General features: G+C 72.7%; 13 protein-coding genes. 12 read left to right on the plus strand and 1 reads right to left on the minus strand.

The features are described from left to right. The first annotated feature begins 145 nt into the window (after positions 1 to 145). The 3 genes from ACIPAE_RS22875 to ACIPAE_RS22885 all read left to right on the plus strand — a co-directional run bounded on the left by ACIPAE_RS22875 (position 146) and on the right by ACIPAE_RS22885 (position 2,693). Positions 146 to 1,276 (plus strand): sugar kinase, encoded by a 1,131-nt coding sequence (locus ACIPAE_RS22875; RefSeq protein ID WP_402447651.1) that lies wholly within the window; start codon positions 146 to 148, stop codon positions 1,274 to 1,276. Further along, positions 1,273 to 2,160, plus strand: a complete 888-nt coding sequence (locus ACIPAE_RS22880; protein ID WP_402447501.1) for an IclR family transcriptional regulator — start codon at positions 1,273 to 1,275, stop codon at positions 2,158 to 2,160. The genes ACIPAE_RS22875 and ACIPAE_RS22880 overlap by 4 nt, the downstream gene beginning before the upstream one ends. Positions 2,161 to 2,249: 89 nt before the next feature. Next, positions 2,250 to 2,693 (plus strand): RidA family protein, encoded by a 444-nt coding sequence (locus ACIPAE_RS22885; protein WP_402447503.1) that lies wholly within the window; start codon positions 2,250 to 2,252, stop codon positions 2,691 to 2,693. 121 nt (positions 2,694 to 2,814) lie between these two features. On the opposite strand, the gene ACIPAE_RS22890 is transcribed toward ACIPAE_RS22885, so the two are convergent. After that, complete coding sequence (locus ACIPAE_RS22890; protein WP_329373977.1) at positions 2,815 to 4,239, minus strand: carbohydrate binding domain-containing protein; 1,425 nt, start codon at positions 4,237 to 4,239, stop codon at positions 2,815 to 2,817. 362 nt (positions 4,240 to 4,601) lie between these two features. Between ACIPAE_RS22890 and ACIPAE_RS22895 the strand changes: the two genes are divergently transcribed. The 9 genes from ACIPAE_RS22895 (at position 4,602) to ACIPAE_RS22935 (ending at position 12,689) form a co-directional block, all read left to right on the plus strand. After that, the gene (locus tag ACIPAE_RS22895) at positions 4,602 to 5,450 is read left to right on the plus strand and encodes a hypothetical protein (RefSeq protein ID WP_402447505.1); all 849 of its coding nucleotides are present in this window, start codon (positions 4,602 to 4,604) and stop codon (positions 5,448 to 5,450) included. A gap of 12 nt (positions 5,451 to 5,462) precedes the next feature. Then, on the plus strand, positions 5,463 to 6,197 hold the full coding sequence (gene cpaB, locus ACIPAE_RS22900) for a Flp pilus assembly protein CpaB (RefSeq protein WP_328468566.1): 735 nt from the start codon (positions 5,463 to 5,465) through the stop codon (positions 6,195 to 6,197). Positions 6,198 to 6,330: 133 nt separating this feature from the next. Next, the gene (locus ACIPAE_RS22905; protein WP_402447507.1) at positions 6,331 to 7,920 is read left to right on the plus strand and encodes a CpaE family protein; all 1,590 of its coding nucleotides are present in this window, start codon (positions 6,331 to 6,333) and stop codon (positions 7,918 to 7,920) included. Continuing rightward, the gene (locus tag ACIPAE_RS22910; protein WP_402447508.1) at positions 7,917 to 8,444 is read left to right on the plus strand and encodes a TadE/TadG family type IV pilus assembly protein; all 528 of its coding nucleotides are present in this window, start codon (positions 7,917 to 7,919) and stop codon (positions 8,442 to 8,444) included. The genes ACIPAE_RS22905 and ACIPAE_RS22910 overlap by 4 nt, the downstream gene beginning before the upstream one ends. Continuing rightward, a complete protein-coding gene (locus ACIPAE_RS22915) occupies positions 8,441 to 9,775 on the plus strand; it encodes a CpaF family protein (RefSeq protein WP_328468573.1) in 1,335 nt (444 codons plus the stop codon). The genes ACIPAE_RS22910 and ACIPAE_RS22915 overlap by 4 nt, the downstream gene beginning before the upstream one ends. A gap of 53 nt (positions 9,776 to 9,828) precedes the next feature. Then, the gene (locus ACIPAE_RS22920; RefSeq protein ID WP_328474434.1) at positions 9,829 to 10,749 is read left to right on the plus strand and encodes a type II secretion system F family protein; all 921 of its coding nucleotides are present in this window, start codon (positions 9,829 to 9,831) and stop codon (positions 10,747 to 10,749) included. Between the two features lie 22 nt (positions 10,750 to 10,771). Continuing rightward, positions 10,772 to 11,662 (plus strand): DUF5936 domain-containing protein, encoded by an 891-nt coding sequence (locus tag ACIPAE_RS22925; RefSeq protein WP_329373973.1) that lies wholly within the window; start codon positions 10,772 to 10,774, stop codon positions 11,660 to 11,662. Positions 11,663 to 11,850: 188 nt separating this feature from the next. Continuing rightward, a complete protein-coding gene (locus ACIPAE_RS22930; protein WP_402447510.1) occupies positions 11,851 to 12,105 on the plus strand; it encodes a hypothetical protein in 255 nt (84 codons plus the stop codon). Between the two features lie 5 nt (positions 12,106 to 12,110). Beyond that, entirely contained in the window at positions 12,111 to 12,689 is a 579-nt protein-coding gene (locus tag ACIPAE_RS22935) for a pilus assembly protein TadG-related protein (RefSeq protein ID WP_402447654.1), read from the plus strand. Positions 12,690 to 12,710: the final 21 nt, after the last annotated feature.

The following is a 12,710-nucleotide window of genomic DNA, read 5'->3' on the forward strand; positions in this document are numbered from 1 at the left end:
GCGTCCGGACCGGCCGGCCCGATGATCCGCCGGCTCCGATCCGGCCCCGTCCGCCCGCCCGAGCCCGTACCGACGAGGAGCGGAGACCCGCGTGACCGCAACGCCGAGCGCCGAACGTGTCGATGTCGTCTGCCTGGGCGAGTCCATGGTCACCTTCGTACCCTCCCGGCCGGGACCGCTCGCCGACGTCCCCTCCTTCCACCGTGCCATCGGCGGTGCCGAGTCCAACGTGGCCTGCACGCTCGCCCGTGCCGGGCACACCACGAGCTGGGTGAGCCGGGTCGGCGCGGACGGCTTCGGCGACCACCTGGTGGACACCATCGCCGCGGCCGGGGTGGACGTCGGCGCGGTGCAGCGCGACCCGCGCCGTCCCACCGGCGTCTACTTCCGCACCGCGCAGGAGCGCGCCACCACGGCGGCCGGGCCGTCCGAGCGCGCCGAGGTCGTCTACTACCGCAAGGGCTCGGCCGCCTCCGCGCTGTCGCCCGCGCTGGTCCGCCGGAGCGACGTGTGGGCCGGCCGGGTGCTGCACCTGACCGGCATCACCGGTGCGCTGTCCGCGAGTTGCCGCGCCCTGATGGCCCGCCTCACCCACCGCGAACCGGGCCGCCCGCTGGTCTCCTTCGACGTCAACCACCGCCCGGCGCTGTGGCACGACGCCGACCCGTGGCAGCTCGCCGAACTGGCCCGAGGCTGCGACCTGGTCTTCGTCGGGGAGGACGAGGCGCAGGCGGCGTGGGGCCTGCCGGACGCGGACGCGGTACGGGCCGCACTGCCGGAGCCGGCGATGCTCGTGGTCAAGCAGGGCGCGGCCGGGGCGACGGTGTTCACGTCCGCGGGGGCGGAGTTGCCGGAGGGGCTGGGGGATCTGGGGGACCTGAGCGGCCTGGGTGACCTGGACGGTTCGGGCGGCGCGGGTGCTTCGAGCGGCGCGGGTGCTTCGGGCGGTTCGGGCGGGCCTGGCGGTGATGCGGGGCGGGGCGGCATCCGGCTCCAGGTGCCGGCGCCCGCCGTGGAGGTGGTCGCGCACGTCGGCGCGGGTGACGCCTTCGCCGCCGGGTTCCTGTCCGCGACGCTGCGCGGGCTGCCGCTACGGGACCGGATGCGGCACGGCCACCTGCTGGCCGCCGCCGCGCTGACCGTCGCCGACGACCTGGCGGTTCCGCCGGACCGGTCCCGTACCGACGCGTTGGCCGCGCTGGACGACGCCGCATGGGGCAGACTGCGGCTGGGCCCGGGGTGGACGCGGGACGCGGGCGGAGAGGTGCCGGGATGAGCCAGACCGTGGACCGGGCGCTGAGCATCCTGCCGCTGCTCGCCGAGGGGCCGGCCGGGCTGGAACAGGTCGCCACCCGGCTCGACGTGCACAAGTCGACCGCGCTGCGGCTGCTGCGCACCCTGCACGAACACGGCCTGGTCTACCGCCAGCAGGACCAGCGCTACCGGCTCGGCGCGCGGCTGTTCGCGCTCGCCCAGCAGGCCGTCGAGGCGCTGGACATCCGGGAGATCGCCCACCCCCACCTGGCCGCGCTCAACGAACGCACCGGCCACACCGTGCACCTGGCGGTGTACGAGCAGGGCGAGGTGGTCTACATCGACAAGGTGGACAGCCGCTACCCGGTGCGGATGTACTCCCGGGTCGGCCGCCCGGTCGCCATCACGGTGGCCGCCGTCGCCAAGCTGCTCCTCGCCGACCTGCCGGAGCCCGAGCGGCGGGCGGTCGCCGAACGGCTGGACTACCCGCGCTACACCGCCCGTTCGACGCCGGACGCGGCCGCGTTCCTCGCCGAGCTGGCGCGGGTGCGCGAGCAGGGCTGGGCGAGCGACCTCGGCGGCCACGAGGAGTCCATCAACTGCGTCGGCGCGCCGATCCACGGCCCGGACGGCCGGGTCTGCGCCGCGATGTCGCTGTCCGCGCCCAACGTGATGGTCGGCGCCGACGAGTTGCTGCGGCTGCGCCCGCTGATCCTGCGAACCGCGCACGCGGTGGGCGAGGAACTGTGCGGCAGGCACGGGAGCGAGCGCGACGAGCACGAAGAGCCCGACGGACGCGACCGCCCCGACGAGCGTGACCGCCCCGATGAGGGCGACCGCCCCGACGACGCCGTACACCTCGCGGACCACCACGACGCGGACCACCCCGACGCGGACCACGACTGACGCCACGGCCACGCCACGACCGACACCACGTCTCCCGACCCCCCTACGACTCCCCTCCCCGACGAACCGAGCAACGAGGACACCGACGCATGAGCGACCAGCCCGAGACCGGCACCGACCGGCTTCCGCGCCTGACCAAGACCGCGATCACCCCGCCCACGCACACCGCGCCCCCGGCGAAGTTCTCGCACGGCGTCCGCAAGGGCAACATCCTCCAGGTCGCCGGCCAGGTCGGCTTCCTGCCCGCCGTCGAGGGCCAGGCCCCGACCCCGGCCGGCCCGACCCTGCGCGAGCAGACGCTCCAGACCCTGGAGAACGTCCACTCCGTGCTGACCGCCGGCGGCGCGAGCTGGGAGGACGTGGTGATGGTGCGGATCTACCTGACCGACACCGCGCACTTCGCCGAGCTGAACGACCTCTACAACGCCTACTTCGCCGACCTGGAGCAGCCGCCCGCGGCCCGCACGACGGTCTACGTCGGCCTGCCCGCCGGCCTGCTGATCGAGATCGACGCGCTGGCCGTACTGGGCTGAACCGCGGCTTCTTCCCACGGCGAAGGGAGCGCCCCAAGTGCGGGGCGCTCCCTTCGTGTTGTGCGGTTGGTGCCTACGTGCCTACGTGCCTACGCGCAGACGTTCAGACGTTCAGACGTGATTACGACATCGCGTGGACGTGGGCGCCCACCGTGTTGGACCAGGAATTCCCGTTGGAGGCGTCCCAGTTCGTGGACCAGGTCATGGCGCCGCGAATGGTGGGCCACTTGGCCGACGGGTGGAAGGTACCGCAGTTGGTGCCGCTGGCCAGGCAGTCGAGCGCGTTGTCGACCACCGACGGCGAGACGTACCCGGAGCCGGCCGCGCTGGTGGAGGCGGGGGTGCCGATGCCGACCTGGGACGGGTCGAGCCCGGCCTGGATCGCGGTGCAGGCCAGCGTGGTGATGAAGTCCACGGTGCCCTGGCTGTAGACCCCGCCGTCGCAGCCGTTCATCGAACCGCTGTTGTAGTACTGCGTGTTGACGACGGTGAGGATGTCCTTGATGTTCAGCGCGGTGGCCAGGTAGTCACTGGACGGCGACAGCATGTCGATGGTCTGCGGCGCCATCGTGATGATCAGCCCGGAGCCCGCCTTCGCGCTGAGGCTGCGCAGCGCCTGCGACATGTAGGTCGGGTCGATCCCGTTCTCCAGGTCGATGTCCACGCCGTTGAAGCCGTACGTCTGCATCAGGGTGTAGACGCTGTTGGCGAAGTTCGTCGCCGAGGCGGAGTCGCGCACCGAGATGGTGCCGTCCTGCCCGCCGACGGAGATGACCACCTTCTTGCCCGCCGCCTGCTTGGCCGCGATGTCCGCCTTGAACTGCGCCTCGCTGTAGTTGAGCGAGGGGTCCAGGGAGAAGCTGACCGCGCCGGGCGTGGTGGTGGCGGTCGCGAAGGCCACGGCGATGATGTCGTACTGGTTCTGCACCTGCGCGATGGTCTGCACGGTCGCGCCGTTGGAGAAGTCCTGCCAGTACCCGGTCACCGCGTGCTTGGGCAGGTCGCCGGCCGGCGGGCTGGTCGGCGGCGTGGTGGGGGGAGTGGTGGGCGGCGTCGTCGGGGGCGTGGTCGGCGGGGTGGTCGCGGTGCCGCCCGGGCCGGACAGGGTGACATCGTCGGCGTAGTAGGCGGGTTGGCCGTACCAGCCGTGCGTGTAGACGGTCACCGAGGTGGTGCTCGCGCCGGTGGTGAAGTTGACGCTGAGCTGGGAGTAGGAGGAGGCGCTCGGCGTCCAGGTGGACGGGTCGGTGCCGCCGGTGCCGGTCGCGCCGAGGTAGACGTACGACCCCTGCACCCACGCGCTCAGCGTGTAGGCGGAGTTGGGCTGCACGCTGATGGTCTGCTGGCACTGGGCGGTGTCGCTGCCGGACGGGGTGGCCTTCAGCGCGCTCGACCCGGAGTGCACCGGGGTGGAGACGGCCGCACCGCTGCCGGCGGAGCAGGTCCAGCCGGAAAGGCCGCTCTCGAAGCCGGAGTTGGCCACCAGATTGGTGGTGGCGGCGGAGGCGGCGCCCTCCGTGACGAGCGCGACGCCGGAGCCGATCACGGCCGCGGCGCTCAGCCCGGCGATCAACCGGCGCTTGAGGGTTGCTCTCGACTTCGCATGGCTCGCTCGATTCGCGTGCGATGCACGTTCCACGACTGCCTCCTGGGGGCAAGGAGTTGGGGGGTGGTGGGGTGTGCGGGTGACCCGGGTGCCCACGGATGGCATGGACACACGTAGTAGGGAGAAAGTTGGTCCAGACCAATCCGGTTGTCAAGACCTCTGATGGACACCGGTCGTTCACCTCGTTCGATCCGCAACTTTCCGCGCCCAACTCGCTACACATCGATAAGCTGACGACCGCGTACGGCCAGGCGGACCCCACTCGACCCGGACCGCCGCGCGCAGATGGGGAGGGGTGCCGCATGCCGAGCGTCATCACGGTGACCGCGGACGACCTCGCGCTCCCGCTGGAGGAGCAGGTGGTGCGCACCTCCACCGCGCTGGACATGCACGGCCACCTGGTCGCGCTCGCCCCGGCCGAGGCCGACGACCCGGCCCGGCGCCGGATGCACACCGTCCGCTCCGCGCTGGAGGGCGACCGGATCGCGATCGTGCCGCTGGCCCTGCCGCCGCTGGCCCGCACCCTGCTCGGCGAGCAGTTACGGCAGCTGTCCGGCACCGACCTCGGGCCCGGCGTGCTGGCCGGCGCCGCCCGCCTGCTGTCGTACTACCTGCACTCCGGCGCGCTGCTCGCGTCGGTCAGCAAGCTGGACCGGGTGCCGGTGAGCGTCGGCAGCCACGTCAAGTCCCTCGTGCCCGGGCGGCACTTCGCGGTGGTCGCGCACCCCGAGCCGTACCTGGGCGAGGCCGACGCGGAGCACGTGCCGCCCGGGCCCGGCTACCAGACGCAGCTCGCGGTGGCCGGAAACGGCCTGGACCCCGGCTGGGTGGCCGGGCCGCTCGCCGCGGCCTGGCGCACCCAGCATCTGCGCGAGGTTCCGCTGCCGCCCGACTCGGCGCGCTGGTGGGGGACTTCACGGCTGGTCGAGTTCACCGCGTACATCGCCGACGTCGGCATGCTCTACCAGCTCGTCACCTCGGTGCGGCGCGACACCTGCACCTGGTGCGGGCTCGAAGTCATCGGCGACCAGTGCCTGTTCTGTGCCACCCGGATCAACGACCGCGGCAACCCGGCCAAGCACGCCGCCCGTCCGCCCGGCACGGCGGTCGAGACACCGCGCCGCCCCCAACTCGAACCCCACAAGCGATAGGTCCACCCGCACATGAACTCACGTCAGCGCCGTGGCGTCGTCCTCCTGGTGGTCTCCGTGGTCTGCGCGGTGGCCGCCTTCGCCGGGGTGCTCGCCGTCGTCAGCAACGCCCGCTCCCAGGTGGGCCAGAAGGTGACGGCGTACGAACTGTCGTCGGACGTGCCCGCGTACACCGCGCTGGACTCCTCCAAGGTGCACCGGATATCGATGCCGAAGCGGTGGCTGCCGGACACCGCCGTCCGCGACCTCGGCGAGTTCCAGGGGAAGATCGCCGCGGTGCCGCTGAAGAAGGGCTCGCTGCTGGAGTCCGACATGGTCGCCGCCCGGCCCGAACTCAAGCCCGGGCAGATGGAGATCGCCATCATGATCGACGCGGAGACCGGCGTCGCGGGCAAGATCACCCCCGGCGCCCGGGTGAACATCTTCGCCACCTTCGCCGGCCGCAAGGACACCGACCCCGACGTCTCGAAGATCATCGTGGCCGGCGCGCAGGTCCTCGACGTCGGCCAGATCAAGGCGTTCGACAAGAACGAGGACGCGCAGCGGCTGTCCGAGGAAGGCGTCCCGATCACCTTCGCGCTCGACGCCCAGGACGCCCAACGCGTCGCGTACGCCGAGTCGTTCGCCGAACACGTCCGGCTCGCCCTGGTCGCCCCCGGCGACACCGCGGCCCCGCCGGACAGCGACCGCACCTACACGCTCTCCGGCGACACGTCGGCGGCGTCCACGTCGGGAGCCGCGCGATGAGGCCGGGCGCGGTCGGGCCGGGCAGGGTCGGGCCGGGCGCGGTCGGGCCGGGCGAGACGAGGCCGGGCATGGTCGGGCCGGGCATGGTCCGGCCGGGCGAGACGAGGCCGGGCGCGGCCATGGGAGGGCCGAGATGACCGTACGCATCCTCGCCGGCACCGCCGACGCCGACGCCGCCCGTGCGCTGGTCGGGCTGCTCGGCCAACTCCCGGGCGCCGAACCCGCCCCCGCCCTGCCCAACTCCACCGCGCTGCTCGACGCCCTCGCCCGCGCCGCCGAGGCGGGCGTCGACGAGCTGCCCGAAGTCGTCGTCGTGCACGACCTGATCGGGCCGATGCCCGCGCTCGACCTGGTGCGGGACGTGGCGCTGCGCTTCCCCGCGGTCGGGGTGGTGCTGCTCACCGCCGACCCGAGCCCGGCGATGCTGGCCTCCGCGATGAACTCCGGCGCCCGCGGGGTGATCGGAATGCCGCTCGCCTACGACGAGTTGGGCGCCCGGGTGGAGGCCGCCGCGTCCTGGGCGGAGGGGGTGCGCCGGCACCTCGCGCCGGGCCGGGCCGCGCTGCCCGCCGTCGCCGGCGGCACCCTGGTCGCGGTGGCCGGCGCCAAGGGCGGTGTCGGCACCACCGTCATCGCCGTCCAACTCGCCCTGGCCGCACACGCGTCGGGCCGCTCCACCGCCCTGGTCGACCTCGACCTGCAAGGCGGCGACGTCGCCTCGTACCTCGACGTCCAGTTCCGCCGCTCCATCGCCGACCTGGCCGACATCGCCGACGTCTCCTCGCGGGTCCTGAACGACGCGATGTACGTCCACGAGTCCGGGCTGGCGCTGCTGCTCGCCCCCGCCGACGGCGAGCGCGGCGAGGACGTCACCGACCGGGCCGCCCGCCTGGTGCTGACCGCCCTGCGGCAGCGGTACGAAGTGGTCGTCGTCGACTGCGGCACCCAGGTCACCAGCGCCAACGCGGTCGCCGTCGAGACCGCCGACACCGCCGTGCTGGTCACCACCCCCGACGTCGTCGCCGTGCGCGCCGCCAAGCGGATGGTGCGGATGTGGGACCGGTTGCAGATCCGCAAGCCCCAGGACACCACCGCCGCGGTCAACCGGCACACCCGGGGCAGCGAGATCCAGCCCTCGCTGATCGGCCGGATCACCGGCTCCAGGATCGCCGAGTCCGCCATCCCGGCCGGCTTCCGCGAGCTCCAGCCCGTCATCGACGCGGGCCGGCTGCACGACCTCGACGCGCGCTCCACCGTACGCACCGGAATCTGGTCGCTGGCGGGGGAGTTGGGCCTGGTCACCGGCGCGACGCTGCCGGCCGGGCGGTCCGGGAAGCGGCTGCGCCGGGGCGACCGCGACCGCGGCCAGGTCACCCTGGAGACGCTGGGCATGACCCCGGTCATCCTGATCACCCTCATCCTGGTCTGGCAGGCCGTGCTGGCCGGCTACACCTTCACCCTCGCGGGCAACGCCGCCGACCAGGCCGCCCGCGCCGCCGCCGTCGGCGCCGACTACCGTGCGGCCGCGGCCAGTGACCTCCCCGGCGCCTGGGCCTCCGACATGCAAGGCCCCACCGCCGACCGCTCCCAGGACGGCCAGGTCTCCGTCACCCTCGGCCTCAAGGTCCCCGTCCTGTTCCCCGGCGCCATCGACTTCCCCGTCACCGTGCACGGCCACGCGAGCACCGTGGACGAGACGGCCGGCGAGGGGACCACGCCATGACGACGCGGCGGGAGCGGCACGGGGAGCGGCACGGCGGGCGGGCTGGTGGGCGACTCGGCGGCACGTTCAGCGAGCGGTCCGGCAGGCCGTCCGGCAGGACGCTCCGCGAGCGGCACGGCGAGGGGCACGGCGGGCGGTACCGCGGGCGGATCGGCGGGCGGCGCCCGGCCGGCCAGGCATCCCTGGAATACCTCGGCATGCTGCCCTTCCTGCTGCTCATCGCACTCGCGGGCATCCAGCTCGGCATCGCCGCCTACTGCGGCTCGCAGGCGGGCACCGCGGCGCGGACCGCCGCACGTACCGCGGCGCTGCCCGACCCGCAGGGAGGCATCGACGCCGGCGCCCGGGCGGGCGAGGCCGCGGTCAGCGGCTGGGTCCACCCGGACATCGGATGGCCGGTGAACGACGCGCAGAGCGTCACCGCGGAGGCCACCGTGGACATCCCGTCCGTGCTGCCCGGTGTACACCTGTTCGGGCCGGTGCACCGCGACGCGACCATGCCGAAGGAGGACTGGACGCCATGAGCCTGCGTGCCCGCCTCGCCGTCGAAGAGGCCACCCCGCAGACCCAGGAAGGCCACCTCGTGGCCGTCTACCGGGCCAAACTGCTCCAGGAGATCGACCTCGCCGAGATGTCGGCGCTCGCCGCCGCCGAGCGCCGCGCCCGGCTCGAACGCGTCCTCGGCCACATCATCAGCCGCGAGGGCCCGGTGCTCTCCAGCGCCGAACGCGCCGCGCTGATCCGCCGGGTGGTCGACGAGGCGCTGGGCCTGGGCATCCTCGAACCGCTGCTGGAGGACCCCTCCGTCACCGAGATCATGGTCAACGGCCCGGACCGGATCTACGTCGAACGCGGCGGCCGGGTCGAGCTCGTCCCGGCCCGCTTCTCCTCCGCCGACCAACTCCTGCAGACCATCGAGCGCATCGTCTCCACCGTCAACCGCCGCGTGGACGAGTCCAATCCGATGGTCGACGCCCGCCTGCCGTCCGGCGAGCGCGTCAACGTCATCATCCCGCCGCTCTCGCTGACCGGCCCCACCCTGACCATCCGCCGCTTCCCGCGCGCCTACACGCTCCAGGAACTCATCGGCCTGGGCACCCTCGACGAGCACATGCTGCTCCTGCTCTCCGGGTTCGTCCGCGCCAAGTGCAACATCATCGTCAGCGGCGGCACCGGCTCCGGCAAGACCACCCTGCTCAACGCGCTGTCCGGGCTGATCCCCGACGGCGAGCGGATCATCACCGTCGAGGACGCCGCCGAACTCCAGCTCCAGCAGGAGCACGTGATCCGGCTGGAGTCCCGCCCGCCGAACGTCGAGGGCGAGGGCCGCATCACCATCCGCGACCTGGTCCGCAACTCCCTGCGGATGCGCCCCGACCGCATCATCGTCGGCGAGGTCCGCGGCGGCGAGACCCTCGACATGCTCCAGGCGATGTCCACCGGCCACGACGGCTCCCTCGCCACCGTGCACGCCAACTCCGCCGAGGACGCCGTCCTGCGCCTGCAGACCCTCGCCTCCATGAGCGAGGTCAAGATCCCCTTCGAGGCGCTGCGCGACCAGATCAACTCCGCGGTGGACGTGCTGGTCCAGCTCCAGCGGCACGTCGACGGCACCCGCCGGATCGCCGAGATCGCGGTGCTCTCCTCCCGCGGCCGCGACACCTTCCGGCTCACCTCCGCCACCCGCTTCCGCGCCGAACCCCTCGGCGTCGACCGCATCGTCCGCGGCTGGTACGAACACCACCCGCTGCCCCGCGAGATCGGCGACCGCCTCTACCTGTCCGGCGAGCACATCCCCGCCGCGTACGGTGTGGGCGCCACCGAACTCGAACTCGACAGCCGGGAGGCGAAGTGACCCTCGCGCGAACCCAGTTCGCCAGTACCCAGTTCGCCTCCGGGCCCTACCCGCTGTTCGTGCTCGGCGTCGCCACCGTCGCGCTCGCCTTCGGTGTCTGGGGCCTGCACGCCTGGTGGGGCGGCCGCGCCGACCGCGCCGCGCTCGTCGAACGCCTCGCCGGCGACTTCGGCGACGACGGCCCCCGGCGGCCCGCCTTCGCCGCGCTGGACCGCCGGGTGCGCCGCTACGCCTGGGGCCGCCGGCTGGCCGGACGGCTCGCCGCCACCGGCACCAACCTCACCCCCGGCCAGTTCACCGCCGCCGTGACCGGCGTCATCGCCGCCGCCTGGATCGTCGCCGCGACCCTGCTCGCGCCGTTCTTCGGCCCGATCGCCGCGCTCCTGGCCGGCTGGGCCGGCTTCTCCTTCCTCGCCTGGCGCCGCCGGGTGCGCACCGAACGCTTCATCGCCCAACTCCCCGAACTCGCCCGGGTACTGGCCAACGCCACCCAGGCCGGCCTGGCGCTGCGCACCGCGGTCTCCATGGCAGCGGAGGAGCTGGAGGCGCCCGCCGGCGAGGAGTTGAAGCAGGTCGCCGACGCCATGGCGCTCGGCCACTCCGTCGAGGACGCCCTCGGCGAACTCCAGCAGCGCCTGCCCAGCCGCGAGTTGGTGGTCCTGGTGTCCACCCTCGTGCTGTCCAGCCGGGCCGGCGGCTCCGTCGTGGAGTCCCTGCGCAACCTCACCGTCACCCTGGAGGAGCGCAAGGAGACCCGTCGCGAGATCCGTACCCAGATGTCCCAGGTCACCGTCACCGCCTACGCGGTCCCGGTGATCGGCATCGGCTCGCTGCTGCTGCTCAACCGCATCATGCCCGGCTCGCTCAGCGCCATGACCGGCTCCGGCATCGGCCGGATCTGCGTCCTGGTCGCCCTGGCCCTGTACGTGGTCGGCTTCGCGCTCATCCGCCGGATGTCCCGGATCGACGTGTGAGGAACCTGCCACGATGACCCTGATCGGACTCGGCCTCGCCGTCCTGCTCGCCGCCGCCCTGACCGGCGTCGTCTACGGCGTCGGCCTGCTGCGCGCGGACACGAAACTCCCCGACGACCTCGCGCTCGCCCTCGAAGTCGGCCGCACCCGCACCACCCGCACCGGCAACGCCATCGACCGGGTCGGCATGCGCTGGGCGCCCATGGTGCTGCGGATGATGGGCCCCGCCCGGATCGCCAAGATGCGCGCACGGATCGACCACGCCGGCCACCCCTACGGCCTCACCGTCGAGCGCTACGCCGCCCGCCGCGCCGTCTACGGCTTCCTCGGCGGCCTGGCCGCCCTGGCGCTGTTCAGCCGCGGCAACTGGTTCCTGGCGCTCCTCCTGCTCGGCTACGCCTGGTGGTGGGCCGACCTCGGCATCTGGCTCGCGATCCGCCGGCGCCGCGACGACATCGAGCGCACCCTGCCGGACTTCCTCGACGTGCTCGCGGTCGTGGTCAGCGCCGGGCTCGGCTTCCGCCAGGCCCTCGAACGCGTCAACTCCGTCTACCAGGGCCCCTGGTCCGACGAAGTCCGGGTCGCCCTGCGGCAGATGGACGTCGGGGTCAGCCGCCGCGACGCCTTCGACCAGCTGCGCAAGCGCAACCGCAGCGACCAGGTGGGGCAGTTCGTCACCGCGCTCCAGCAGGGCGAGGAACTCGGCGCCCCCATCGCGCGCACCCTGCTCCAGATCGCCACCGACATGCGCCGTACCGAGGCGCAGAACGCCCGCCGCCGCGCGGCCCGCATGGTCCCGCGCGCGACGGGCGTCATCACGATCCTGCTCGTCCCGGCCACCATGATCCTGCTCATCTCGGGCACGATCATCGGCTCCCAGATTCACTTCGGTGACCTCTTCGGGGGCGGGTGAGCCGTTGTTTTGCGTGAACGGGGTACGACACAGCGTGAGTTCGCGTCATGCTGGCTCAGAGGGCGCCGACGTGCCCGGTATGAGCAGCAGGACCAGCGAAAGGCGGTGCGCCGTGCCCCCCGAGCCCGACCGGCCGGAACCGGCCGCCGTGACCAGGAGCCAGGTGATCAGGAATGGGGCGAGCAATCGTGAACAGGTGGGTTCTCCAGCACTACACGGACGCCGAGGTCTGGCTCCGCACCCGCACGGACCGTCTGACCGCCCGCCTCGCCGCCCGCACGGCGACCCGCTCGGACCGCGGCCAGACGTCCTTCGAATACCTCGGGATCGCGGTGGTGATCGCGGTGATCATCGGGGTGCTGGCGGGGACGACGGATATCGGCGACAAGATCAAGAGCGCGATCACCAAGGCCATCAACCGGATCTCGAACGGCGGCAAGTAGGGCTGCTGCGCGACGACCGCGGCCAGACGGTCGGTATCTACATCGTCGCCATCGCCGCGCTCTTCTTCCTGGCCTTCGCGTACTTCGCGGTCGGCCAGGCGGCGGTGACCCGCAACGGAGCGCAGACGGCGGCGGATTCGGCGGCATTGGCGGCGGCTCGCCAGAACCGCGACGACGTCCAGGTCGCGTTCCTCGCTGCCCTGAAAGGCGGCGACGTCACGGTGCTCGGCCGGCTGCTCGACAGCGCCGGCCTGGACGACCAGAGCGCGTGCGGAGCCGCTTCCGACTACGCCGACGCGAACCACGCGACCGTCAACGACTGCGTCCCGCTGTCCGGCAAACCGGGATACACCATCACCGTGACCACCAAGGGCCCCATCGGCGATTCGGTGATCGACAGCACCAAGAGCACGCACGCGAAAGCAACCGCGACCGCCGTGGTCGAACCTCGGTGCAGCCTCGGTTCCAAGGACGGGGACATCCTCAAGTTCAGCTGTGACAACGGTTCGCTCGCGATCAACCCCAAGGCGGACGACTTCACACTGGACCTGTCGGACTTCTACTCGGTCCGCCTGACCAAGTGACCACCGAACGAGCAGCGAGGG

The sequence above is a fragment of the Streptomyces sp. NPDC087270 genome (genome assembly GCF_044744625.1).
In the GTDB taxonomy this organism is placed as follows: Bacteria; Actinomycetota; Actinomycetes; order Streptomycetales; family Streptomycetaceae; genus Actinacidiphila.